General features: G+C 68.4%; 19 protein-coding genes and 1 tRNA gene. 11 read left to right on the forward strand and 9 right to left on the reverse strand.

Annotation, left to right across the window (positions count from 1 at the left end; genetic code table 11):
* Window positions 1-63 precede the first annotated feature (63 nt).
* The 5 genes from NKG96_RS06960 to NKG96_RS06980 all read left to right on the forward strand — a co-directional run bounded on the left by NKG96_RS06960 (window position 64) and on the right by NKG96_RS06980 (window position 7,073).
* Window positions 64-3,156: an FAD-binding and (Fe-S)-binding domain-containing protein gene (locus tag NKG96_RS06960; protein ID WP_254537792.1), complete on the forward strand. Its 3,093-nt coding sequence runs from the start codon at window positions 64-66 to the stop codon at window positions 3,154-3,156.
* A 67-nt stretch (window positions 3,157-3,223) separates the two neighbouring features.
* Entirely contained in the window at window positions 3,224-4,513 is a 1,290-nt protein-coding gene (locus tag NKG96_RS06965; RefSeq protein ID WP_254537793.1) for a helix-turn-helix transcriptional regulator, read from the forward strand.
* Window positions 4,514-4,579: 66 nt separating this feature from the next.
* Window positions 4,580-4,654 (forward strand) — tRNA-Glu (locus tag NKG96_RS06970).
* 674 nt (window positions 4,655-5,328) lie between these two features.
* Window positions 5,329-6,543 carry an orc1/cdc6 family replication initiation protein gene (locus tag NKG96_RS06975; RefSeq protein ID WP_254537794.1) on the forward strand — a complete coding sequence of 405 codons (1,215 nt, stop codon included), beginning with the start codon at window positions 5,329-5,331 and terminating at the stop codon, window positions 6,541-6,543.
* Between the two features lie 83 nt (window positions 6,544-6,626).
* Window positions 6,627-7,073, forward strand: coding sequence for a hypothetical protein (locus tag NKG96_RS06980; RefSeq protein ID WP_254537795.1), 447 nt, complete (start codon window positions 6,627-6,629; stop codon window positions 7,071-7,073).
* A 42-nt stretch (window positions 7,074-7,115) separates the two neighbouring features.
* On the opposite strand, the gene NKG96_RS06985 is transcribed toward NKG96_RS06980, so the two are convergent.
* Window positions 7,116-8,015, reverse strand: coding sequence for a DMT family transporter (locus NKG96_RS06985; RefSeq protein WP_254537796.1), 900 nt, complete (start codon window positions 8,013-8,015; stop codon window positions 7,116-7,118).
* Window positions 8,016-8,169: 154 nt separating this feature from the next.
* Here NKG96_RS06985 and NKG96_RS06990 point away from each other — a divergent pair, with 154 nt between their 5' ends.
* Entirely contained in the window at window positions 8,170-8,547 is a 378-nt protein-coding gene (locus NKG96_RS06990) for a DUF4112 domain-containing protein (RefSeq protein ID WP_254537797.1), read from the forward strand.
* A 21-nt stretch (window positions 8,548-8,568) separates the two neighbouring features.
* On the opposite strand, the gene NKG96_RS06995 is transcribed toward NKG96_RS06990, so the two are convergent.
* From NKG96_RS06995 to NKG96_RS07010, 4 genes are all read right to left on the reverse strand, one after another.
* Window positions 8,569-9,048 (reverse strand): SRPBCC family protein, encoded by a 480-nt coding sequence (locus tag NKG96_RS06995; RefSeq protein ID WP_254537798.1) that lies wholly within the window; start codon window positions 9,046-9,048, stop codon window positions 8,569-8,571.
* Window positions 9,049-9,154: 106 nt separating this feature from the next.
* The gene (gene lrpA1, locus NKG96_RS07000; RefSeq protein WP_254537799.1) at window positions 9,155-9,583 is read right to left on the reverse strand and encodes an HTH-type transcriptional regulator LrpA1; all 429 of its coding nucleotides are present in this window, start codon (window positions 9,581-9,583) and stop codon (window positions 9,155-9,157) included.
* Between the two features lie 94 nt (window positions 9,584-9,677).
* Window positions 9,678-10,610, reverse strand: coding sequence for a thiamine pyrophosphate-dependent enzyme (locus NKG96_RS07005; RefSeq protein WP_254537800.1), 933 nt, complete (start codon window positions 10,608-10,610; stop codon window positions 9,678-9,680).
* Between the two features lie 2 nt (window positions 10,611-10,612).
* Window positions 10,613-12,508, reverse strand: a complete 1,896-nt coding sequence (locus NKG96_RS07010) for a 2-oxoacid:acceptor oxidoreductase subunit alpha (protein ID WP_254537801.1) — start codon at window positions 12,506-12,508, stop codon at window positions 10,613-10,615.
* A 319-nt stretch (window positions 12,509-12,827) separates the two neighbouring features.
* Between NKG96_RS07010 and NKG96_RS07015 the strand changes: the two genes are divergently transcribed.
* The 3 genes from NKG96_RS07015 (at window position 12,828) to NKG96_RS07025 (ending at window position 18,259) form a co-directional block, all read left to right on the forward strand.
* Window positions 12,828-13,556, forward strand: a complete 729-nt coding sequence (locus tag NKG96_RS07015) for a DICT sensory domain-containing protein (RefSeq protein WP_254537802.1) — start codon at window positions 12,828-12,830, stop codon at window positions 13,554-13,556.
* A gap of 155 nt (window positions 13,557-13,711) precedes the next feature.
* Complete coding sequence (locus tag NKG96_RS07020; RefSeq protein WP_254537803.1) at window positions 13,712-15,739, forward strand: COG1361 S-layer family protein; 2,028 nt, start codon at window positions 13,712-13,714, stop codon at window positions 15,737-15,739.
* The gene (locus NKG96_RS07025; RefSeq protein WP_254537804.1) at window positions 15,740-18,259 is read left to right on the forward strand and encodes an efflux RND transporter permease subunit; all 2,520 of its coding nucleotides are present in this window, start codon (window positions 15,740-15,742) and stop codon (window positions 18,257-18,259) included.
* 3 nt (window positions 18,260-18,262) lie between these two features.
* Here the strand turns inward: NKG96_RS07025 and NKG96_RS07030 are convergent, their stop codons facing one another.
* Window positions 18,263-19,063 carry an N-acyl homoserine lactonase family protein gene (locus NKG96_RS07030; RefSeq protein ID WP_254537805.1) on the reverse strand — a complete coding sequence of 267 codons (801 nt, stop codon included), beginning with the start codon at window positions 19,061-19,063 and terminating at the stop codon, window positions 18,263-18,265.
* Window positions 19,064-19,185: 122 nt separating this feature from the next.
* Between NKG96_RS07030 and NKG96_RS07035 the strand changes: the two genes are divergently transcribed.
* Both NKG96_RS07035 and NKG96_RS07040 read left to right on the forward strand, forming a co-directional pair.
* The gene (locus NKG96_RS07035; RefSeq protein WP_368409288.1) at window positions 19,186-19,530 is read left to right on the forward strand and encodes a hypothetical protein; all 345 of its coding nucleotides are present in this window, start codon (window positions 19,186-19,188) and stop codon (window positions 19,528-19,530) included.
* Between the two features lie 101 nt (window positions 19,531-19,631).
* A complete protein-coding gene (locus tag NKG96_RS07040; protein WP_254537806.1) occupies window positions 19,632-20,843 on the forward strand; it encodes a GNAT family N-acetyltransferase in 1,212 nt (403 codons plus the stop codon).
* 19 nt (window positions 20,844-20,862) lie between these two features.
* Here the strand turns inward: NKG96_RS07040 and NKG96_RS21150 are convergent, their stop codons facing one another.
* From NKG96_RS21150 to NKG96_RS07050, 3 genes are all read right to left on the reverse strand, one after another.
* A complete protein-coding gene (locus tag NKG96_RS21150; RefSeq protein WP_438267403.1) occupies window positions 20,863-20,982 on the reverse strand; it encodes a transporter in 120 nt (39 codons plus the stop codon).
* 57 nt (window positions 20,983-21,039) lie between these two features.
* Entirely contained in the window at window positions 21,040-22,197 is a 1,158-nt protein-coding gene (locus NKG96_RS07045) for an acyl-CoA dehydrogenase family protein (RefSeq protein ID WP_254537807.1), read from the reverse strand.
* A gap of 115 nt (window positions 22,198-22,312) precedes the next feature.
* Entirely contained in the window at window positions 22,313-23,965 is a 1,653-nt protein-coding gene (locus NKG96_RS07050; RefSeq protein ID WP_254537808.1) for a long-chain fatty acid--CoA ligase, read from the reverse strand.
* Window positions 23,966-23,977: the final 12 nt, after the last annotated feature.

A 23,977-nucleotide genomic window follows, 5' to 3' on the forward strand; every position in this document is an offset into this window, starting at 1 on the left:
CAGCTCAGTCGTGCGAATCGCGGGAGTCCAACCGCTTATGCCCCTCGCGGGGGAGGGGCCACTATGGCTACAGGGGAGCGGGACCCCGCGGACGACGTGCGGGCGACGTACGACTACCAGATGGGGGCGGTCGACCGCCCCGGCCTCGTCGACGACCTGGAGCGACAGGTCGACGGCGAGGTTCGCTTCGACGAGTACTCGCGACAGCTCTACGCGACGGACGCCAGCGCCTACGAGGTGACGCCCGTGGGCGTCGTCTTCCCGCGCGACACCGACGACGTGGCCGCCGCCGTCCAGTACTGCTCCCGCCGGGACGTCCCCGTCCTCCCGCGGGGCGGGGGCACCTCGCTCGCGGGCCAGTCGGTCAACGCGGCCGTCGTCCTCGACTTCACGCGGCACATGGACGGCGTCGTGGACGTGGACCCCAACGGCCGTCTCGCGCGCGCCCAGGCCGGGACCGTCCTCGGCGAACTGAACGCCGAACTCGCACCCTACGGGCTGAAGTTCGCGCCCGACCCCGCGTGGGGCGACAAGAGCGCCCTCGGCGGGGCCATCGGCAACAACTCGACGGGCGCACACTCGCTGGTCTACGGCAAGACCGACTACTACCTCGAGTCCGTGGAGGCGGTGCTGGCGGACGGCACCGTCACCACCTTCGGCGAGATATCGGTCGACGAACTCCGCGAGAAGGCCGACCCGGACAGCGAGGCGTGGGGACCGGAGGGCGCCGAGAGCGACCTCCTGCCCGAAATCTACCGGGAGGTGGTCCGCATCATCGACGAGGAGGCCGAGGAGGTGGACGAACAGTACCCCGACATGAAGCGCAACGTCTCGGGGTACAACCTCGACGTCCTCGTCGACGAGGCGCGCGGGGAGCGCAGACTGCCCGACGACTCCGGGCGCGACCCGGACAGCGAACCGGGCAGCGTGAACCTCGCGCGCCTCCTCGCGGGGAGCGAGGGGACCCTCGCCGTCGTCACGGAGGCCACCGTCTCGCTGGTCCCCGTCCCCGAGACGAAAGCCGACGTGCTCCTCACGTACGACTCCCTGCTCGACGCGATGGCGGACGTCGCGCCCATCCTCGACCACGGCCCGGCGGCCGTGGAGGTGATGGACGACGTGTTGCTGGACCTCGCCCGCGAGACGGCGGAGTTCCGGGACGTGGTCGGGATGCTCCCCGAGGGCACGGACGCCGTCCTCCTCGTGGAGTTCTACGCCGAGGACGATGGCGACGGCCGCCAGCAGGCCGCCGACCTCGTCGCCGACCGCGCCCCGAGTGCGGACACCACGCGCCACCCGAGTTCCGACCGCGTCGAGACGGACGCGCCACACCGCGCCCGCGAGGCGATGGAGGCCCACGACCCCGAGACGCAGGCGAAGTTCTGGAAGATGCGCAAGGCCGGCCTGCCCATCCTCCTCGGGCGGACCACCGACGAGAAGCACATCGCGTTCATCGAGGACACCGCCATCCCCGCCGAGAACCTCCCGGACTACGTGGCGGACTTCGAGGCGATTCTCGACGACGAGGGCACGTTCGCCTCCTACTACGCCCACGCCGGCCCCGGCGTCCTCCACATCCGCCCGCTGGTCAACACCAAGACCGTCGAGGGCGTCGAGCAGTTGTACGACATCGCCGACCGGGCGACGGACCTCGTCGTGGAGTACGGCGGGTCGGTGTCGGGCGAACACGGTGACGGCCGCGCGCGCACGCAGTGGAACCGGAAACTGTACGGCGAGCGCCTCTGGAACGCCTTCCGCGACCTGAAGTCGGCGTTCGACCCCGACTGGCTCCTGAACCCCGGCACCGTCTGTGGCGACGTCGACATGCGCGAGCACCTGCGCTTTTCTCCCGAGTACGACTTCGAGGCGGGGTTCGACCCGACGCTCGACTGGGACACCGACAACGGCTTCCAGGGGATGGTCGAACTCTGTCACGGCTGTGGGGGCTGTCGCGGGTCGCAGGACGTGACGGGCGGCGTGATGTGTCCGACCTATCGGGCCATCGACGAAGAGGGCCTCTCGACGCGCGGGCGGGCCAACGCTCTCCGGCAGGCGATGAGCGGCGACCTCGACGGTCCCCTCGACGACGAGTTCGTCGAGGAGGTGCTCGACCTCTGTATCGGCTGCAAGGGCTGTTCGAAGGACTGCCCGAGCGAGGTGGACATGGCGAAGATGAAGGCGGAACTCGAGTTCGCCCACAAGCAGCGCAACGGCGCGAGCCTCCGGGACAGACTGTTCGCCAATGTCGACGTCGTCAACCGCCTCGGGAGCGCCTTCGCCCCCCTCTCGAACTACCTCATGTCGCTGCCCGGTGCGGGGACGCTCCAGGAGTCGCTGCTCGGCATCGCCCGCGAACGGAGCCTGCCGGGGTTCCACAGCGAGAGCTTCGCCGACTGGTGTGCGACGCGCGACCCGGCGGTGTCCGAGGCGGACGCCGCCCGGAAGGTCCTGCTCTTTCCCGACACCTACACCAACTACAACGACCCGGCAGTCGGGAAGGCGGCCGTCCGCGTCCTCGAAGCCGCGGGCGCGCACGTGCAGGTACCCGACGTGGAGCCGAGCGGCCGGGCGGCCCACTCGAAGGGCTTCCTCGACGTGGCACGCGAGCGCGCGTCGGCCAACGTCGAGACGCTCGGCCCCCGCGTCGAGGAGGGCTGGGACGTGGTGCTCGTCGAACCCTCCGACGCGGTGATGCTCCAGTCGGACTACCTTGACCTCCTGTCGGGGTCGGCCGTCGAGACGCTCGTGGCCAACAGCTACGGCCTCTGTGAGTACCTCGACGTCCACCGGCTGGACGAGGGGATGGGGTTCGCCGGGTCGGGGTCGTTGACCTACCACGGCCACTGCCACCAGAAGTCGACGATGAAGGACCACCACGCCGTCGGCGTCCTGCGCCGCGCCGGCTACGACGTGGACCCCCTCGACTCCGGGTGCTGCGGGATGGCCGGGTCGTTCGGCTACGAGGCCGAACACTACTCGATGAGCCGCGCCATCGGCGACGTGCTCAAGGGACAGGTCGACGAGAGCCCCGGCGACCGGGTCGTCGCCCCCGGCGCGTCCTGTCGCTCCCAACTGGAGGAGTACGACGACCTGGAGAAACCGCCACACCCCGTCCAGTACCTCGACGCGGCGCTCTCCGAAACGTCGGCGAACTGACTCGACGGTAGCACGCGTCGGCGATACCCGTACGGATTTTATAGCTCGCCTCCGACTGGAGAGCCAGATGGCTCGCCCGTGGCTCGTCGTCGTCCTCCTCACCCTGCTCGTAGCACCGGTCGGCCACGGCGGGGTAGCGACGGCTCTCGACGCCGGGGCGGACACCGCCGTCGGCGCGAGCGACGGCTCCGGCCTCGGCGTCGACGTGGGTCCCGCTACCGACGAGCGCACCGCCCCCGGTGACTTCGCCGCTCTCGGCGAGCGTACCGGGGTCGCTGCCGCCCAGAGTCAGGAGTTCGACCGGACCGTGTTCTCCATCGAGGTCTACGAGAACGGGTCGGCACGCTGGACGTTCAGCTACCGGCGGTCGCTCGCGAACGAATCCGAGCGGGCGCAGTTCGAGGCGTACGCCGAGGAGTTCAACGCGGAGGAGACGGCGACGTACCGCGACTTCATGCGCCGCGCGGACGCGCTCGTCCGCGCCGGGGCAAACGAGACCGGCCGGGAGATGAGCGCGACCGACTTCCGCCGGGAGGCCTCGGTCAGCAACCTCGGCAACCAGGGCATCGTCGAGATGTCCTTCCGGTGGGACGGGTTCGCTGTGACCGAGGGCGACCGCGTCGTCGTTGGGGACGTCTTCGAGGGCGGCCTCTACATCGGTCCGACCCAGCGGTTCGTCGTCCGCTGGGAGTCGTCGCTCGAACCGCGGACGACGGAACCGCCGCCGACGCAGAACACGAGCGACTCGCTGGTCTGGAGCGGCGGGGAGAACGGTATCCAGTTCCTCGACGGTCAACCGCGCGTCGTGTTCGGCCCGGCGACGAACGGAACGGGCGACGGAAGCGGCGCGGGTGGCGGCGCCGGCACCGCCGGTCCGAACGACTCGGGACTGGCGGGGGATGTCGGAACGCCCGACGACGGCGACGACCTGCCCCTGTGGCCGCTGGTCGTCGGGGTGGTCGTCGTCGTCGGGAGTGTCGGTGTGGCGGCCAGACGCGGGCACCTGACGCCCGAGTCCGACGGCGAGGACGGTTCCCCGGGGGCTGACGTCGGGACCCCGTCGGATGGCGACGGCGGGGTGCCGGCCACCGACCCGCCGGAACCGGCCGTCCCCGACGAGGAGTTCATGACCGACGAGGACCGGGTCCTCGCCATGCTCGACGCCAACGGCGGGCGGATGAAACAGGTCAACATCGTCGAGGAGAGCGACTGGTCGAAGTCGAAGGTCTCGATGCTCCTCTCGGAGATGGAGGAGGCGGGCCGCATCAGCAAACTCCGGGTCGGTCGGGAGAACATCATCTCGCGGGCAGGCGACGAACCCGCCGCGAGCAGGTCGCAGTTCGATGATGACGCGTAACACGGGCGCGCCGAAACGCAACCGTTAAACGTGATTCCCCGATACAATCTATTGCAGACGAGGACTGCTCTGATGGTGTAGTCCGGCCAATCATATCACCCTCTCACGGTGATGACCGGGGTTCGAATCCCCGTCGGAGCATTTTCCCACTCTCGAACCGCGAGCGACAGCGAGCGTGTTCTGAAACGAAATGTGGAGACGGGATTCGAACAGCGAGCGAACGGAAGTGAGCGAGTGAGTTCGAATCCCCGTCGGAGCACTTCTACCGAAGCCGACCCGTGAGCGACGGTGAGCGCGTTCGTTCCCGATATCCGTTACCCCGCGCACCAGTGACGCTCGACGTATTCCAGAACGACGTCGACACAGAGAGAGTACGTTTCGTCTGTTCAGCTGTGTGAGGGTGGGGGAGGAGTTGGTCGGACAGGGGGTGAGTACGTTTCGTCTGTTCGTCACGGTGGCACACACGCCGGCGTGTGCTCGCCGCCGCGGACGGAGAGTAGATTTCGCCTGTTCAGGGGTATCGGCGGGCGTCCCGGACCGTCGGCGGGCATCCCGAGGCGAGTGAGTACGTTTCGCCTGTTCCTCGACGCCGCTTCGCGGGTATCCACGCAGCTCCGAGAAGCCTATAAAAGATATTTGAAACTTTCGATTGCGGCAAATCAACTCTCTCTAGCTACCACCCTCTCTCTAGTCTACGAACAGACGAAACGTACTCACTCTCTCTGGTATAAACGAGACCGACAGACGAAACACGGGAAACACACGAAGATAAACACGTAAGTAGACAGACCGTCGCATAGGGAACGTTCAGTCACATGGCAGGGAATCCGAGCCCGTTCAGCGACGTGACCGAGACGCTGTTCGCGGACAAGACGGTGCTCGACGAGGAGTACCAGCCGTCGACGATACTGGAACGGGACGCGGAGATATCGGCGTACACCAACGCGCTCAGACACGTCCTCTTCGGTCGGAACCCCCAGAACGTCTTCGTCTACGGGAAGGCCGGAGTGGGCAAGACCGCCGTGACGCAGTACATGCTCGACGCGTTGCAGGGCGAGGCGGCCGACCGCGAGGAGGCCGACGAACTCCACGTCCTCTTTCACAACTGCAACGGCGACAGCGCCTACGGGACGCTTCGGTCGCTCATCAACACCCTCCGGGACGTGGGACCGGACCACGACGACGCGTTCCCGAAGAAGGGCCTCTCGATGGGCGACGCACTGGAGACGTTCTACGGAGCGCTCGAAGAACGAGGTGGAACCTTCCTCCTCGTCCTCGACGAGATCGACCACCTCTCGGACGCCAACTCCCTGCTGTACGAACTCCCGCGAGCGCGGGCGAACGGCCACCTCGACCGGGCGAAGGTGGGTGTCATCGGCATCTCGAACAACTACACGTTCCGGGACTCGCTCGCGCCAAAGGTCAAGGACACGCTGATGGAGACGGAGATCTCCTTCTCGCCGTACGACGCCGACGAACTGTACACCATCCTCGACCACCGCGTCGAACAGGCGTTCGTCGACGGGAGCTGTGACTCGGGGGCTATCTCCAAGAGCGCCGCCCTCGCCGCCCGCGACACGGGGAGCGCTCGGCAGGCCATCGACCTCCTGCGGACCGGCGGCGACATCGCCGAGGAACGCGGCGAGTCCGTCGTCACGGCCCAGCACATCGACGAGGCACAGGACCGGGTTCAGCGCGGGCGCGCCACCGACAAGATTCGCGACCAGACCCGCCACGGGCAACTCGTCCTCGAAGCCGTCGCTCGACTGGAGGACGCCGGCGAGTCGCCCGTCCGTTCGAAGCGCATCCAGGCGACCTACGAGGAGGTCGCTCGGTCGGCGGGCACGGACCCCCTGACGACGCTCAAGAGCATCCAGAACCACCTCGGGGACCTCACCATGCTCGGCTTCCTCAACCGGACGGAGCGCAACGAGGGGCAGTCCGGCGGGGTCTACTACGAGTACGAACTCTCGCTGGACGTCGAGGCGGTGTTCGAGGCCCGAGAGGCCATCGAATCCCAGCGGACCTGAGACTGCACTTCCCCGCGGAACTGTCCGAAAGCAGACATTCGTCTGACACAGACTTATACTCCACGAGACATCCCGTAGTGGTGATGGGCCGCGCAGAGGACCTCGACGGTCGAATCGAAGCACTCAGCACGGCGATGAGCGGTCTCCTCGACGAGTACCTCGAGGTCCAGGAGCACCTCCGACTCCTCGAAACGGCGACGAGCGAGGACCCCGTCAAGGCGGCCCGACTGGCCGTGGGATCGGAGGACGAGGGGGAGACGGCGTGGCCGGAGACGGGCGATTCGGCAGGAACGGCCGGAGAGACGGACGCCTCGCGGCCAGTCGACGACGCGAGGACAGATTCGCGGACCGAAGAGGAAAACGGCGGCCTCGCGGGGGCGGCCAAGGCCCCCGCGTCGCAGGCGGCAGTCGCCGCCGCCGTGGAGGAACTCGAACTGGAGGAATCGGCAGAATCGGGGGAAGCCGAGGACTCGAAGGCGACGGACCAGGACGACGTCGAACGAATCGGCGACGACATCATCGTCGGCTGACGGTGACGCGCACGTCTCTCAACCCCACCTCGCCACGGACAGTTACGCCTCGCGGTCCTCGGCGGTGACGTAGATGCCCGCGAGGACGACCCCACCCCCGAGGACGGTGAGGGCGCCGGGTACCTCACCGAGGAGTGCCACCGCGAGCAGGGTGCTCACGACAGGTTCGCCGAGCAGCGAGACGCTCACCACGCTCGATTCGACGTGCGCCAGCGCCCAGTTGACGACGGTGTGCCCGAAGATGCCCGGCCCGAGGGCCATCCCGAGAAACAGCGCCCACTCCTCGGGCGGGTAGTCGAACAGCGGGTAGCCCCCGGCGAGGACGAGGCCGAACAGGACGACGGTACACGCCGCGTAGACGACGGTGACGTACGGGAGGAGGCTGATCCGGCGGCGGAGCGAGCGCCCGGCGAGGACGTAGACGGCCGCCGCGAACGCCCCGAGGACCGCCAGCGCGTCGCCGTACAGCGGGCGCGTGGCCCCGGCGGCGGGCGTCCCGACGAGGTCACCGGCCGACATGAGCACCATCCCCCCGAGGGCGACGGCGATGCCGAGGGCCATCTTCCGGGTGAACCGCTCGTCCAGCAGGAAGACCGCGCCGACGGCGACGAACACCGGTTGGGCCTGCACGAGGGTGACGCTCGCGGCGACGCTGGTCCAGTTGAGGCTCTCGAACCACGCGCCAAAGTGGACCGCGAGGGCGACCCCCGCGACCCCCGCCCCGAGCAGGTCGCGCCGGGGGAGCGACCGCATCGCCCCCGGGTTGCGGACCATCGCGGCGGGGGCGACGAGGAGCGTGGTGAACAGCACGCGATAGAGTGCCTTCACGAGGCTGGGTGCGTCGCTCCACTCCACGAGGATGGCGCTGGTCGAGACGGCGGCGACGGCCACTCCGAGCGCGAGCGCGGGAGGGACGCGCGGCGACTCCGACGAGGGCTGCACACCCTTCGTCGGGCAGGTGGCGAGTTAGTGGTTGTGCTCGGCCGCGCGTCGGTCTGCCCTCCGCCCGCCGGGAGCGCCGCCCCGGCCCTGCCGAACCGTCCGCCCCCGATCTGCAGGCGTCACGGCTTTGTGGGGTGCTCGTGAACGACCGGACATGACTGACTTCGCGGGTACGGAGGCGACGCTCGAACGGTGTCGGACCGTCGCGACACTGCTCGACGACGCGATTCCCGTCCCCGGCACGGACCGTCGAATCGGCGCGGACGCCATCATCGGTCTGCTCCCCGGCGCGGGTGACCTCGTGATGGCGCTGCTCTCGTCGTACATCGTCGTCGAGGCCCTCCGCCTCGGCGTCCCGAAGAACGTCGTGGCGCGGATGGCTGCCAACGTCGTCGTGGACTTCGCGGCGGGGTCGGTCCCCATCGTCGGCGACCTCTTCGACGCCGTGTTCAAGGTGAACCTGAAGAACGTCGCCCTCCTCGAGAAACACGTCGAGGGCGTCTCGCGGGAGACGGACGTCGACCTCGACTGAACGACGCGAACGCGGGCCGCCTCACTCCAGCAGTTCCCTCGTTTTGCGGTGTCGGTAGCGGAACATCGGCTCGAAGCCCACGTCCCCGAACAGGCCCGCGACGCTCCCGACGGGACCGAACGGGAGGCGGTACTCGACGTGGTCGTCGAGTATCGTCCCGTCGCCGTCCTCCTCGAAGGCGTGGGTGTGCCGCCAGTGGGGGAACGGCCCCTCTTCCATCTCGTCGGCGAAGTACGCCGACCCGTCCCACTCCTCCCGTTCGACGATGTGCGATACCCACCGCTGGCGCGGACCGACTCCGAAGGGGCGAATCGAGGAGTACGCCCGCGTCCCGGCCTCCATGACGCCGGGGTCGCGTTCCCCGTCCGGGCCCACCACCTCCTCGACGCGGAGGTTCATGAACGGGGGCGTCAGCGCCTCCAGGCCGCTGATGCGCGAGTGGAAGTCCCACACCTCGTCGAAGGGCGCGCGGACTCGCGTCCGGCGTTGGTACGTCGGCATGGGTCGGGAGTACGGGAATCCGACGGTTAATCCCGACGGTGGCGGAAGGGCGCGCCGTCCGCTCGCGGTTCGGTCGACGCTCGCACCGGCCCCGCGACGTGACGGGCTACTTCAGGCGTTCCTGCAGGAAGGAGGGGTGGGCGGCGGTGACGCCCTCGATGGTGAGAATTCGCTCGGAGATGACCTCCCCGACGGCGTTGCCGTCCGTCCCCCGCACCTCGGCCATCAGCATGTGGTCCCCCGAGGAGGTGTACAGCGACTCGACCTCGTCCAGATCTTTCAGCTTGCGGGTAGCCTCCACGTAGGACTCGCTGGCGACGTCGATGCCGACCATGGCGATGGTCTTGCTCGCGAGTTTCTTCGGGTCGATGTCCGCGGAGTAGCCGACGATGACGCCTTCCGTCTCCAGTTTGTTGATGTACTTCCTGACGGTCGGCTTCGACACCCCCGCTCGGTCCGCGATTTCCGCGTAGGAGGCCTGTGCGTCCTCCTCGAGGACCGAGAGGATGCGGTCCTCGGTGGTGTCTGCGCTCATGGACTGTGTTTTTGCGTCCGGGAAAAAATACCTTCCGAACCGGAAAAAGCGATTCCGGTCGAACGTGTCACCGTTCGGGGTAACCCGCCTCGCGTTACTTGTGGCGGTCGAGCAGGTCGTACGAGCGCTCCCACTCGTAGTCCGCGTCGTGGTAGCGCTCCGCCAGCGGTTCCTCGGGCATCTCGCCGAGCGAGCGCTTCTCCTGTCCGTAGGAGGGGCGGTCGTCCTGGTAGAACCGACCGGTGAGCACCTCGCCCTCGTGGAGTGCCGTCTCGGCCTCGTACATCGCCTCGCCCGCCTCGCGGCGGTCGGTGATGTCGAACTCGTGGTCCTCGGACTGCTGGATGTCGGTGTAGGGGACGTACTGCTTCGCGTCCTTGTTCCAGGTCGGACACTGCGTCAGGAAGTCGATGTGGGCGAACCCGTCGTGCTCGATGGCCTCGGCAATGATCTCCTTGGCCTGGTTCGGGTTGACGGCGGCCGTCCGGGCGATGTAGGACGCGCCGGCCGACAGGGACATCGAGAGGGGCCGGATGGGGTCCTTCGCCGAGCCGTGGGGCTGGGTCTTGGACTTGTGGCCCTTCGGGCTGGTGGGCGATGTCTGGCCCTTCGTCAGCCCGAAGATCTCGTTGTTGAACACGATGTAGACCATGTCGTGGTTCTCCCGGGCGGTGTGCATGAAGTGGTTCCCGCCGATACCGTAGCCGTCGCCGTCGCCGCCCGCCGCGACGACTTCGAGGCCGGGGTTGGCGAGTTTCGCCGCCCGCGCGACGGGCAGCGAGCGCCCGTGGATGGAGTGGTAGCCGTAGGACTCGAAGTAACTCGAGAGCTTGCCCGAGCAGCCGATGCCCGTGACGAGCATGATCTCCTCGGGGCTTCGCCCCACGTCGGCCATCGCACCCTTCAGCGCCTTCAGGACGCCGAAGTCACCACAGCCCGGACACCACGTCGCCTGCGGTTCGATGCCCGGCGTGTACTCGTTCTGGTCGATCTCGCGGTCCTCTCCGATTGCGCTGAATGCACTCATGGTTAGTCACCTGCGGCGCGGACGAGCCGCGTGTTCTCGTCGGGCGTGTCGCCGCCGTCGATGGCGGCCTCGAACCCCTCGACGATGTCTCGCGGCTCGAACGGGTTGCCGTTGTACTTCAGCAGGCTCGTCAGCTTCTCGCCGAAGCGACCCAGTTCCTTCTGGGTGAGCCCGCGGAACTGTGCGGTGGAGTTCATCTCGACGACGAGGCACTCGTCGACCGACTCGAGGAACGCCGCCACCTCGTCTTCCGGGTAGGGGGCGAGGTCGCTCACGCCGAGTGCCTTCACGTCGTGGCCCGCCTCAACGAGGCGGTCGGTGGCCTCCTCGACGGTGCCCTGCTGGCTGCCGAACGTGATGATGCCGTACTCGGCGTCGCCGTCGGTCGGGTCGTGGAGCGTCTGGTTCGAGTTCTCGCGCCCGTCGAGGTCGGCACGGATGGACTCCAGCTTGCGGTTCCGACGCTCGACCTGCATGATGCGGTTGTGCGGGTCCTCGCTGATGTGTCCCTCGGGGGTGTGTTCGTTCCCGGAGGCGAGGAAGCGCCCGCCGACCTGCCCCGGGATGGTCCGGGGGCTGACCCCGTTCTCGGGGTCGTGGCGGTAGCGCTGGAACTTCCCGGAGGCGTGGTGGGCCGCGTCCTCGATTTCGTCCTCGGAGAGCACGGCGCCCAGCGAGGGGTTCGGCTCGCGGTCGAAGAACGACTCGTCGACGTTGACCAGTTCGCCCGAGAGCTTCTGGTCGTAGAGGACGATGGCGGGAAGCTGGTAGTCGTAGGCGATCTGGAACGCCTTGCGCGTCTGGTCGTAGGCCTCCTTCGCGTTGCCGGGGGCGAAGACGACGCGGTGGGAGTCGCCCTGGCTCGTGTAGAGGACGTGTTCGAGGTCGGCCTGTTCGGGCTTGGTCGGCATACCCGTCGAGGGGCCGGCGCGCATCGCCTCGACGAGGACGACGGGCGTCTCCGTCATCTCGGCGAGACCGAGCGGTTCGCTCATCAGGGCGAACCCGCCGCCCGAGGACCCGGACATGGCCTTCACGCCCGCGTGCGAGGCGCCGAGTGCCAGCGCCGCGGCCGCGATTTCGTCCTCGACCTGCTCGGAGATACCGCCCACGTCGGGTAGGTTCTGGGACATGATGGTGAACACCTCGGTCCACGGGGTCATCGGGTAGCCCGCGATGAACCGACAGCCCTCGTCGAGGGCGGCGTAGGCGACGCCCGTGCTGCCCGAGACGAGCACCTGGTCCTCGTCGTGGCTCCCCGTCGGCACGCTGACGTCGTGGTCGTGGTCCATCTCCGCGACCTGGTCGCGCGCCATCCGGAGGATCTCGATGTTCTGTTCGAGGATGTCGCCGCTCATGCGCTCTTCCATCAGCGTCTCGATGGGTTCGAGGTCCATGCCGATGAGCGCACAGGTCGCGCCGACACCGGCGGTGTTGCGCATGACCTCCCGACCGTGTTCACGGGCCATCCCGCGCAGGTCGAGAGGGTAGACGTGCCAGCCGTTCTCCTCGGCGCGTTCGTCGAGGTCGGCGACCTCGTCGCCGTCGAGGAGCCCCTCGTCGTAGACGATGACCCCGCCCTCGCGGAGTTCGTCGAGGTTCTCCGAGAGTGGCTTGACCTCCTCGTTGCCGTAGTACGCCTCTTCCTTCGGGTTCCGGGCGAACGAGTCGCCCAGCGCCAGGAGGAAGTTGTAGCCGTCGCCGCGGGACTTGACCTCGTCCTCGCCCGCGCGTACTTCGACGTACGTGTGGCCGCCGCGGATTCGCGACGGATAGTGTCGATGCGTGAACACGCAGAGGCCGCTGCGCATCAGCGCTTTCGCGAAGTTCTGGCTGGTCGAATCGATACCGTCACCGGACCCACCGGCGATTCGCCAGACCAGTTCGTTTGCAGTCATATGAACTCGTGGCCCGAAGGCCCTAGACGCACGTCGCCACCTGCCAACTAAAGCGTTTACCATGTGTTAGCACACATTGATGATGAGGAATCCCCGGGTACCTGTCAGGTAGTCCTGATACTCTCCTCGCCGATAACATCGCGCGTGGCGAGGTGCGACCGGGAGCGCTCCGACGCCACCGGTGGAGTGGTTCGCCCCCGACGTCGCTCCGGTCGCCGCCCGGGAGGCTCTCGAGGGGCGTCTCACAGCACCTGCCGGCGGTTCGGCACTGCCGGGTAAAGCTCTATAAGTAGCGCTGGCGTCCCTGAACCTACGGAGGATGTCGCTCACCGAACTAATCGCCGGCGTCGAGTCTCACGAGAAGACGCTGACGGTCTACAACGCCGACCCCGACGTCGCCGAGACGCTCCGCGAACACTTTCACGACCGGAACGTGTCCGTCCAGTCCGGCGAGTCGCCGGAGGGACCGTCGTCGTTCGTCGTCCTCAGCGAGGGCGACGAGTTTCTCACGGCCACCAGCGTCGACGACGTGCTCGACCCGATTCGAGGGACGGAACCGCACTTCGAGCAGGACAACCGCTCACCCATCCTCGACCACATGGACGAGACGATGTTCACGTCGTACGACACCCGTCAGATGGTCGCGGCCTCACGCGAAATCGAGGACCGGGCGTGGCGGGTCGGGGCCGGGGAACTCCACGCGGGCTTCCAGAAGCTCTCCATCATCGACACCCAGTTGGACGTCTACGAACAGCTCGCCTCGCGCGAGAACCTGCGGGTCCACGCCTACGGGTACCCCGACGTCGAGATGCCACCGCACGACGGGTTCACCATCCACGCCGAACGGGCCGACGAGGTCGCCAACTCGTGGTTCGTCGTCTACGACGGCGCGGGCGTCGACTCCAGCAAGTGTGCGCTCCTCGCGGAGGAACGCACCGACCGCGAGTTCTACGGGTTCTGGACGTACGACCCCGACACGGTCGACTGGATCGTCGACCACCTGACCACCGCGTACGGCCTCGTCGAACAGGGCGACCGCGCGACCTGACCGATTGCGTGCCGCCGGCGACGTCCGCCACGCGCTCGACGTCCTTCAGCCTGAGTGACAAACTCTCGAGAACTCCTCATCGATTCACGACCGTTTAAGCGGCTGGGGCCTGTTTGTAGGACAATGACAACAGTGGAGCACCACCGTGGTGGGTGGTGGTGACGGCGCGGAACCTCGTTCTGACGGTGGTCGTGGTGTGCTGCGTGCTGGTCTCCGGGGCCGCGCCCGTTCTCGCGGTCGGGGGGGCAGGCGAGTCCGTCGTCGCGCAGACGGCGGGTGGCGGCAACCAGCCCACGACGCCGACGGCGGACACCGACGCGGAGGGTCGCCCCGACTTCTCGGCGTCCGTCGCGGACGGCCGCGTGCGGGCCGGACAGACCGCCGCGCTACAGGTGACGCTCTCGAACACGGGTCGCATCACCGACGGCGCGAGCAACCCGCAGGTCGAACGCGAAGTGACCACCGCACGCGGCGTGGAGGCGCGACTGGAGGCCGAGGACGCCCCGCTGACGGTCCAGACCGGGACCGTCTCGCTCGGGACGGTTCCCGACGGAGCGACGCCGCAGGTCCCCTTCCAGGTCCGGGTCGACGAGGACGCCGAACCGGGCACCTACGAGGTGAGCGTGGTCGTCGAGTACCGCCACACGAGCGAGTACGACGCGAGCGACGGCGACCGGGAGACGCGGACCCGGACCGAACGGATGACTGTCGAGGTCACCGTCGAGGAGAGCGCCGACTTCGAGATCGTGGACGTGGAGTCCGACGTGGCCCCCGGCGAGTCGGGCGACGTGACGTTCGTCGTCGAGAACACGGGCAGCGAGACGGTGACGGACGCCGCCGTCGCCCTCCAGTCGTCGAACGCGGCGCTCACCTTCGGCGGCGCACCCACCGCCCGGGTGTTCGTCGGCGAGTGGGTCCCCGGCGAGCGAAAGCGCATCACCGTCGACGGGACCCTCGCGCCCGGCGCGGAGGACCGCTCGTACGCCGTCGACCTCACGGTGAACTACACGACGCCGGAGGGCCAGCAGGCGCGGTCCTCGCCGCTCACGGCGGGGGTCACGCCGAGCGACAGCCAGCGTTTCGACGTCGAGGTGGTGAACGTCACCTCCTCGGTGAACGTCGGCGACACGGGCAACGTGACGTACACGCTCCGCAACGCGGGGTCGCAGGACCTCTCCCGGGCGGCGGTGACGGTCAACTCGCCCAACGCGGCGCTGACCTTCGGCGGGGCACAGAGCGCCCGCGTGTTCGTCGGCGACTGGGCCCCCGGCGAGACCAAACGCTTCACCGTCGAGGCGACCACCGCGCCCACCGCCGAACGGCGCGCCTACGCGGTGGACCTCACCGTCGACTACACGACGAGCGACGGCGTGAAGGGTCAGTCCGACACGCTGACGACGGGCATCACGCCCGACGGGGAACAGGACTTCGACGTGGTGAACGCGGCCATCTCCCTGCGGGTCGGCGAGGACGGCACCATCGAGGGCACCCTCGTCAACCGCGGGCCGAACACGGCCGAGAACGCGGTGCTGGTGCTCCAGCCCTCCTCCCGGTCGCTCGACGTGAGCGAGACGGAGTACGCCGTCGGGACACTGCGTCCGGGCGAGGGCACGGAGTTCAGCTACGACGTGTCCGTCGCCGACGGCGCGGGCGCCGCCCCCCGACAGTTCACCGTCCAGGTGCGCTACGAGGGTCGGGACGGGACGACCAAGCAGTCCGACCCGCTGTACGTCCGCGGCGAGGTCGGTCCCGCCCGTGACGAGTTCACCGTCGAACCCGTCAACGCCACCGTCACCGCCGGCGGAACAACGCAGGTCACCCTCCGCGTGACCAACAACGGCGACGAGCGGCTCACCGGCATCTCGGCGAAACTGTTCGGCGACGACCCCATCTCGGTGAGCGACGACGAGGCGTTCGTCACCGGCCTCGACCCCGGCGAGTCCGCCGACGTGCAGTTCACCATCAGCGCCGCGGGTGGGGCCGCGGCGAAGACCTATCCCGTCTCGGTGGACTTCCAGTACGACGACGCCGACGGCGACACCCTGCTCTCGGACACCTACCGCGTCCCCGTGCAGGTCGCGGAGAGCGAGGACGGGGGCCTCCTCCAGGTCGGGTGGCTCCCCGTCGGCCTCCTGACCCTGCTCATGCTCGGCGTCGGCTACGTCGTCGTCTCCCGACGGTAGATGACGAACGAAACCGTCGAACGGGTCGTCGAACGCGTCGACGATGTCGTCATCGAGCACACGCGGACCGTGGTGGTCGCGTTCCTCCTGTTGACCGTCGTCTTCGGTGCCGGCCTCGGGAACATCTCGACCGACTCCGGGACCGATCAGTTCACGAGCGACGTGCCCGCCCAGCAGGCCTTCGAGGACGTCAACCGCGAGTTCTCGCCGAGTTTCGCCCCCGGCACCGCGGGCACCTCGCTCATCCAGCGCGAACAGAACGTGCTCGCCAAACCCGCCCTGTTGCGGATGCTGGAGGCACAGCGCGCGCTCAGCGACCGCGAGGACCTCCGGGTGGTTGGGACGAGCAGCGCCGCCCAGAGCGTCGCCCGGCAACTCGACCCCGACGCGACGACGCTCGACGCGCAGATTCGGGCCGTCGAGGGGGCGACGCCCGGCGAGATAGACGCCGCCGTCCAGCAGTTGGCCGCCCGCCCCGGCTTCGACAGCACCGTCTCGACTGACTTCAACGCACAGGCGGCGACGGCCAGCGCCGCCATCGGGTCCGTCTCCCACTCGATTCCCGGCGACTCCGGCGGTGGCGGCGGTGGCGGCCCCGGCGGTGGCGGCGCGGACACGGTCACGACCATCCAGCTAGAGGCACAGCACGTCGTGAGCGCCACCGCGCCGACCATCGAGGTGTTCGGGTCGGGCATCATCAACGACGAGTTCGGCCGCGTCATCTTCGACTCGCTGGCCATCGTCGTCCCCGCCGCCTCGCTGTTCATCCTCCTCTTTCTCGTCGTGGCCTACCGCGACCCCGTGGACCTCCTGCTGGGCGTCGTCTCGCTGGTCATGGCCATCGTCTGGACGTTCGGGTTCATGGGCCTCGTCGGAATCCCGTTCTCCCAGATGCTCATCGCCGTCCCGCCGCTGCTGCTGGCGGTGGGCATCGATTTCGGCATCCACGCCGTCAACCGCTACCGGGAGGAACTCCAGCACGAGGACATGGTCACCTCGATGCGGGTCACCCTCCGCCAACTGCTCGTCGCGTTCTTCCTCGTGACGGGCACGACGGTCATCGGCTTCGCGGCCAACCTGACGAGTTCGCTCGGCCCCATCAAGGACTTCGGGTTCGTCGCCGCCGTCGGCATCACGTTCACGTTCCTCGTCTTCGGCGTCTTCCTCCCCGCGGCGAAACTCTACACCGACCAGCTACGGGAGGCGCGCGGCATCCCCCGCATCGGGCAGACACCCCTCGGGGAGGAGGGGTCGCTGCTCGGACGGGTCCTCACCGGCGGCGTCGCAATCGGGCGGCGCGCGCCCGTGCTCTTTCTCGTCCTCGTCCTCGTCGGGTCGGCGGGGGCGGGCGTCTACGCGACGGGCATCTCCACCAGCTTCCAGCAGGAGGACTTCCTCCCGCCCGAGGAGACGCCCGCGTACCTCGACCGCCTGCCCGAACCGCTCGCGCCCGGCGAGTACAGCGCTACGGCGGACCTCAACTTCCTCTCGGAGAACTTCGAGTCGGGCAACCAGCAGTCCGTGACGGTGTACGTCGAGGGACCGATGGAGCGCGACACCTCTCTGGAGATGATACACCGGGCGGGCGCGGACCCGCCGGACTCGTTCGTCGTCACCGACCGGCGCGCTCAGTCCCAGAGCATCGTCACCGTCATCCAGAGCTACGCGGCACAGGACCCCGAGTTCCGCGCGCTGGTCGACCGGAACGACCGCGACGGCGACGGCATCCCCGACGACAACCTCGGGGAGGTGTACGCCGCCCTCGAGTCCTCGCCCGCGGGCGCGCAGGCCGAACGGTACCTCGCCGAGGACCACCGGAGCGCGCAGGTGGTGTACACCGCTGAGGGCGACGTGGAGCAAGCGGAACTGACAGCCGACGGCGAAGCCATCGCCGACCGGTTCCGCTACCCGGCGACGGCGACGGGCCAGACCATCGTCTTCCAGGCCGTCTCCGACACCATCTTCGCGTCGGCGCTCCGGAGCCTCGTCATCGCGCTGGCGCTGACGGCGGGGTTCCTCGTCGCCATCTACCGGCTCATCACGGGGTACGGCACGCTCGGCATCGTCAACCTCGTGCCCATCGTCGTCACGCTCGCACTGCTCGCGGGGTCGATGCGCTACTTCGGCATCCCGTTCAACGCGCTGACGGCGACCATCCTCTCTATCACCATCGGTCTCGGCATCGACTACTCCGTCCACGTCGTCCACCGCTTCGCCGACGAGTACGAGGAGCGCCCGCTGTTCCCGGCGCTCGAACGCACTGTACAGGGGACGGGCGGGGCGCTCACGGGGAGCATGCTCACGACGGTGACGGGCATCGGCGTCCTCGTCCTCGCCATCACGCCCATCCTCGGGCAGTTCGGCGTGCTGACGGCGCTCTCGATTCTGTACGCCTACCTCACGTCGCTGCTCGTCCTCCCGCCCGCGCTGGTGGTGTGGGCGCGCCTCTACGAGCGGTTCGCCGGCGACGACCCCGGCGAGGCGAGCGAGGCGGCGGGGACGGACGCTGCGTCCGCCTGAGCGCTACAGTTCGCCCTGTAACTGCTCGAACCGGTCGAGGTCGTGGCCCAGTAACACCGTCGCGTCGTGGCGGCGTTCGATGTCGCGGGCGTACTGGAGGCTCTCGTGCCAGTCGCGATTCGACCAGAGCAGTCCTGTCGCCATCGGTCGGCCGTCCTCGTAGTTCGCGCCGACGTACGCCTCGTCGCCGACGACGAGGACCGGCGGGCCGTCGACTCGGTCGATTAGCGCGCCCATGAGGCCGGGGGTGTGTCCCGGCAGGTGGAGGAGTTCGACGCCGCGGAACGGTTCGGTCCGGTCGCCGTGGACCACCTGCCAGTTCAGGTCGTGGTCGAAGTCGGGCGCGTGGTAGGCGATGGACCCCTCGGTGGTCGTGGCGCTGTAGTAGGCGAAGGGCAACTCCTCGCGGTGGACGTATATCGGAACCCCGGTCCCCGCGAAGTGCTCCAGTCCCCCGGCGTGGTCGAGGTGGAGGTGGCTCATCACGACGGCGTCGATGTCGTCGATGGAGTAGCCCACGCCCGCCAGGTCGTCGGGAAGGTGGTGGTCGGCCGCGTCGACGTGCGCGAAGGCGTCGAACAGGGGGGCGGGCCAGTAGCCGTCGCCCGCCTCCGGGTGCGACCCCGTGTCCCACAGTACCGTGGCTTCCGCCGTCTCGATGACGAGGTTCCAGACGGCGAACTCGACGTAGTCGTGTTCGGGCTTCTGGTTGGAGTAGGTCGCCACGCTGTGTCCGTCGACGACGAAGTTCATGTCGGCGTGGACGCGCCCCCGGTCGACGAGGGTGAGGTCGATGTCGGCCATACCGTGACGTCTCCCCCGCACGACATAAACGGGTGCACCGGACCGGGGTGGCCGACCGTTCCGGGCGGGCGACGGCTTCCGCTTGCCGCGGCGCTAAGTGCGGGCCGCCCCTACCGACTCCCATGGGCATGGAACCCGAACCCGCCGACGGCTGGCCCGACGGCCCGCTGAGCGAGGAGGACGCCCGCGACCTGCTGTTCGACCGCGAGGAGGTGGTCGCGGTGTGGGTGATGGACCACGACGAGGGGACGCGGACGGCGATTCTCGGCCCGGACCCCGACGAGGACGCGGTCATCGACGTGGTCGTCGAAACCGCCGACGCCTTCGAGATGTACAGCTACACCCACCACGAGGGCGGGACGGCGTGGGTCACCTACGGCGAGGAGTCGAAGGCGGACGACGGGGCGACGGGGATGGCCGGAACGCTGGAGAGCTATCGCCTGCTGGTCGGCGAGAGCGACCTGTAGCGCGCCGGACCGGCCGACTTCGCCGCCGTCCCCGTCACCCGACGTGCCACGTCCTGACCGGGCGGGGATGGAGTTAACCGGGCCGACCGGAATGGTCGGGTATGCCCGACTACCGCCCCGTCCCCGAGTCGGACCGCGACGAGTTCCGCCGCCTCCTCACCTACGCCTTCCGCCCCACCGAGCGCTACGACCCCGAGGAGGACGACGAGGAACCGAAACCCGCCCAGCCGGGCGACCCCCGCGGCATCTACGACGGAGACGAACTCCTCGCGACCGGCCGCCACCACTGGTTCACCCTCGACGTGCGCGGGGAGCCACACGGCGTCGGCGGTCTGTCGGCCGTCTCGACACCCCCGCAGAACCGACGGCGGGGACTCGTCCGTCGGTTGCTCGCCGAGTCCCTCGCGGAGTACCGCGAGCGCGAGCACTACCTCTCCGCGCTGTGGCCCTTCGAGTACGCCTTCTACCGGAAGTTCGGCTGGGCGACCACCTCGCGGTACGCGGAGACCACCTTCGACCCCGACGCGCTGTCGTTCGTGGACGGCGTCGAACCCCCCGGCGAGGGAACCGGGCGGTACCGCGAACTCTCGGGCGACGACTGGAAGGCGATGGAGACGGTGTACCGCGCCGCCAACGACCGCGGGCTGTCGATGCACCGCACCGAGGAGTGGTGGCGAAAGCGCGTCCTCACGTGGTGGGAGGCGGAGCCGTACGCCTACGGGTGGGAACGCGACGGCGACCTCCGAGGCTACCTCGTCTACGACGTGCAAGACGACGACGAGGCCGAGGGCCGAACGATGCGGGTCAACGAACTGTGCGCCGCGGACCACGAGGCACGCCTCGAACTCCTCCGGTTCTGCCGGTACCACGACTCGCAGGTGAAGCGCGTGAGACTGTACGGGCCGGTCGACACCACTCTGCAGGACCTCGTCTCGGACCCCCGCGGCGTCGAGGTGGAGGTCAAGCCCGGCCCGATGAGCCGACTCGTGGACGTCGAGCGAGCGCTCGACGCCCTCTCGTACCCCGAGGAAGCCACGGGGACCGTCACGCTCGCCGTCGGCGACGACCTCGTTGAGTGGAACGACGGCACCTTCCGACTGGCCGTCGAGGACGGACGGGCGACCTGCGAACGGACCGACGGGGCCCCCGACGTCCGGGTCGACGTCGGGACGCTCTCGCAGGTGGCAGTCGGCTATCACGCCGTCGAGGACGCGCGGCTGTACGGGGACCTGTCGGTCGAGGACGAGGGTGCCGCGGAGACGCTGGCGGCGCTGTTCCCGCCCGAGGGGACGTTCCTGCGCGAGGGGTTCTGAATCGGGGGTCGGCCCGCGCTCAGACGAAGCGCATCAGCAGGCCGACGAGGATGAGCAGGAGGCCGAGGCCGCTGGTCGCGGGTTCGGGGAACACGAGCAGGACGACGCCGATGGCGATGACGAGTGTCGAGGCGCGCATACCTCCCCTGTCGGACGCCTGCAAGGAGTAGTTTCCGGCGGTGGCGGTGGTACGGGTCTAGAACTGCGCCTGCCGGTAGATGAGGTTGCGCTGGATCTCGTTTGCCCCCTCGTACACCACCGGGATGCGCACGTCACGGTAGACCCGCGAGATGCGCCGGTCCTGCAGGATGGACCGGCCGCCGTGCAGTTGCATGGCGCGTTCGGCACAGAAGTTCGCCACCTCGGTGGACTTCGTCTTGGCCATCGCGGCCCAGAACCCGCCGTTCTCGTTCTCGACGACCTTCTCGGCGGCCCGCCAGTTGAGCGCGCGGGCGGCCTCGAACTCCATGCGCATGTCCGCGAGGATGTGCTGGACGGCCTGGAAGTCGCTCACGTCGCGGCCGAACGCCTGCCGCCCGTGGGTGAATTCCCACGCCTCCTCGATGGCCGCCGCGGCGAGGCCGAGGCCGTGGCCCCCGACGACGATGCGGCCGTGGTTGAAGAACTCCGCGAGGATGTAGAAGCCCGCGCCCTCGGTGCCCACGAGGTTCTCCTCGGGGATTCGACAGTCGTCGAAGACGATGTGGCCCTGCTTGGAGGCGCGCATCCCGATCTTCTCGGGGATGTGCTCGGCCTCGTAGCCGGGGGCGTCGGTCGGGACGATGAACATCGAGTAGTTCGAGTAGCGGTCCTCGCCGTCGCCGGTCTTGGCGTAGAGGGTGACCCAGTCGGCCTCGACGGCGTTGCCGATCCAGTACTTCTCGCCGTTGATGACCCACTCGCCGGCCTCCTCGTCGAGGTCGGCGCTCGTCGTCATCCCCGCGAGGTCGCTGCCGGTGTCGGGTTCCGAGACCGCGAGGCCGGTGATCTGCTCGTTCTCCGCGACGGGTCGGAGGAACTCCTCTTTCTGCTCCTCGCTCCCGTACTCCTCGACGATTTCGGCACCGAAGGAGGCGAGCATCATCGTCAGGCCGATGCCCGCGTCCGCGCGGTAGAACTCCTCGGCGATGGCGAATATCTCGTAGAGGTCGAGGCCGCGACCGCCCCACTCCTCGCCGATGTCCTGTGCGACGAGGCCGGCGTCCATCCCCGCCTCGAGGATGTCCCACGGGTACTCCCCGGAGTTGTGGTACTCCTGTGCCGCGGGCGCGATGTGCTCCTGTGCGAACTCGCGGGCCTCCTGCTTGACCGCCCGCGCGTGCTCGGGGACGACCGAATCGTCGAGTAACTCCATGGCTATCGCCCCCTTGGGACGGAACGCCAAAGAAACTCGTGGAACCGGTGGCCCCGGAAGAGCAGTTGTCCGTCACTCCCCGTCGGGGCACCGACCGCGGTCGTACTGTACCGACTCAGTCGTCGTCGGGGGCCGCTTCCTCGGGTGCCTGTCCCTCGAACATGTCGCCGTCCGCGTACTCGTCGCGCAGGTCCTTCTTCGAGAACTTGCCCGTGGCGGTCTTCGGCACCTCGGCGATGAAGACGAGGTCGTCGGGGAGCCACCACTTGGGGTACTCCTCGCTCAGCATCTCCATGACCTCCTCCTCGACCGTGGCCTCGTCGATGCCCTCGACGGGCACGACGAACGCGACGGGCCGCTCTTGCCACTTCTCGTGGGGGACGCCGATGACGGTGGCCTCCGCGACGCCGTCGTGGGCCATGATGGAATTCTCCAGTTCGACGCTCGAAATCCACTCGCCGCCGGACTTGATGACGTCCTTCGCGCGGTCGACGATCTTCAGGTAGCCGTCCGCGTCGACGGTCACGACGTCGCCGGTCTTCAGCCACCCGTCCTCGAAGTCTTCCTCGTTGGCCTCGGGGCGGGCGAAGTACTCCGTCGTGACGGAGGGACCGCGGACCCACAGTTCGCCGAAGTCCTCACCGTTCCAGTCGATCTCCTCGCCGTCGTCGTCGATGACGCGGAACTCCAGTCCGGGGACCATCAGGCCCTGCTTGGACCGTTTGTCGACTTTCACCGAGTCGTCGGCGTCCTCCAGGTCGCTCTTGAGGTGGGCGACGGAACCGATCGGCGACATCTCCGTCATGCCCCACGCGTGGAGCACCTCGACGCCCTGGTCGTTGAACCAGCGGATCATCGACTTGGGGGCGGCCGACCCGCCGACGATGACCCGTTCGAGCGCCGAGAGGTCGACGTCGTTCTCCTTGCAGTAGTCCATCAGGCCGAGCCACACCGTCGGGACGCCCGCGGTGAGCGTGACGCCCTCCTCCTCGATGAGTTTCGCGAGGTCCTCGGGGGTCGGCGAGGGTCCGGGGTAGACCTGTTTCGACCCTCCCGCGGTGGCCGTGAACGGCATCCCCCAGGCGTTGACGTGGAACATCGGCACGACGGGCATGACGACGTCGTCGTCGGCCATCGGGATGCCCTGCGGTGAGAGCGACTCCATCGTGTGCGCCCAGAGCATCTGCTGGGTGTACTCGACGCCCTTCGGTTTGCCCGTGGTACCGGAGGTGTAGCACATCCCCGCGGGCTGGTCCTGACTCACGTCAGGCCAGTCGAACTCGGTGTCGTGGCCCTCGATGAACGCCTCGTAGGAGACGGCGTCGAGGTCCGTCTCGGGCACCTCGCTGGCCATCACGACGTACCGTTTCACCTGGTCGAACTCGGGGGACTGGACGGCGGGTTCCAACGCCTCGAGGAGCGACGGGTCGACGAACAGGACCTTGTCCTCCGCGTTCCCGACGATGTACTGGATGTGCTCGGCGGGGAGCAGGGGGTTGATGGTGTGGAGCTGTGCCCCCATCGACGGGGCGGCGAAGTACGACTCGAAGTGCCGGTGGTGGTTCCAGCAGAACGTCCCCACGCGGTCGCCCTCCTCGATGCCGAGGTCGGCCAGCGCGTTCGCCAGCTGGCAGACGCGGTCGCCGTACTCTGCGTAGGTGTACCGTTCGATACCCTCCGAGGTACGCGAGACGATTTCCGTGTCTGGGTAGAGCCGTTCTGCCCGCCACAGGAACGGCCGGAGTGTCATATCGGTGCCTCCTGGCATACACACACATCG

The organism is Halomarina litorea (genome assembly GCF_024227715.1).
In the GTDB taxonomy this organism is placed as follows: domain Archaea; phylum Halobacteriota; class Halobacteria; order Halobacteriales; family Haloarculaceae; genus Halomarina; species Halomarina litorea.

What these genes read in the sequence shown, in the direction of transcription:
- NKG96_RS07045 (WP_254537807.1), bottom strand. Translation starts at nt 22,197, where the DNA reads ATGGAGTTACTCGACGATTCGGTCGTCCCCGAGCACGCGCGGGCGGTC.
- lrpA1 (WP_254537799.1), bottom strand. Translation starts at nt 9,583, where the DNA reads ATGAGCGCAGACACCACCGAGGACCGCATCCTCTCGGTCCTCGAGGAG.
- NKG96_RS21150 (WP_438267403.1), bottom strand. Translation starts at nt 20,982, where the DNA reads ATGCGCGCCTCGACACTCGTCATCGCCATCGGCGTCGTCCTGCTCGTG.
- NKG96_RS06980 (WP_254537795.1), top strand. Translation starts at nt 6,627, where the DNA reads ATGGGCCGCGCAGAGGACCTCGACGGTCGAATCGAAGCACTCAGCACG.
- NKG96_RS06995 (WP_254537798.1), bottom strand. Translation starts at nt 9,048, where the DNA reads ATGCCGACGTACCAACGCCGGACGCGAGTCCGCGCGCCCTTCGACGAG.
- NKG96_RS07030 (WP_254537805.1), bottom strand. Translation starts at nt 19,063, where the DNA reads ATGGCCGACATCGACCTCACCCTCGTCGACCGGGGGCGCGTCCACGCC.
- NKG96_RS07035 (WP_368409288.1), top strand. Translation starts at nt 19,186, where the DNA reads ATGGGCATGGAACCCGAACCCGCCGACGGCTGGCCCGACGGCCCGCTG.
- NKG96_RS06965 (WP_254537793.1), top strand. Translation starts at nt 3,224, where the DNA reads ATGGCTCGCCCGTGGCTCGTCGTCGTCCTCCTCACCCTGCTCGTAGCA.
- NKG96_RS06975 (WP_254537794.1), top strand. Translation starts at nt 5,329, where the DNA reads ATGGCAGGGAATCCGAGCCCGTTCAGCGACGTGACCGAGACGCTGTTC.
- NKG96_RS07025 (WP_254537804.1), top strand. Translation starts at nt 15,740, where the DNA reads ATGACGAACGAAACCGTCGAACGGGTCGTCGAACGCGTCGACGATGTC.
- NKG96_RS07010 (WP_254537801.1), bottom strand. Translation starts at nt 12,508, where the DNA reads ATGACTGCAAACGAACTGGTCTGGCGAATCGCCGGTGGGTCCGGTGAC.
- NKG96_RS07050 (WP_254537808.1), bottom strand. Translation starts at nt 23,965, where the DNA reads ATGCCAGGAGGCACCGATATGACACTCCGGCCGTTCCTGTGGCGGGCA.
- NKG96_RS06990 (WP_254537797.1), top strand. Translation starts at nt 8,170, where the DNA reads ATGACTGACTTCGCGGGTACGGAGGCGACGCTCGAACGGTGTCGGACC.
- NKG96_RS07015 (WP_254537802.1), top strand. Translation starts at nt 12,828, where the DNA reads ATGTCGCTCACCGAACTAATCGCCGGCGTCGAGTCTCACGAGAAGACG.
- NKG96_RS06960 (WP_254537792.1), top strand. Translation starts at nt 64, where the DNA reads ATGGCTACAGGGGAGCGGGACCCCGCGGACGACGTGCGGGCGACGTAC.
- NKG96_RS07005 (WP_254537800.1), bottom strand. Translation starts at nt 10,610, where the DNA reads ATGAGTGCATTCAGCGCAATCGGAGAGGACCGCGAGATCGACCAGAAC.
- NKG96_RS07040 (WP_254537806.1), top strand. Translation starts at nt 19,632, where the DNA reads ATGCCCGACTACCGCCCCGTCCCCGAGTCGGACCGCGACGAGTTCCGC.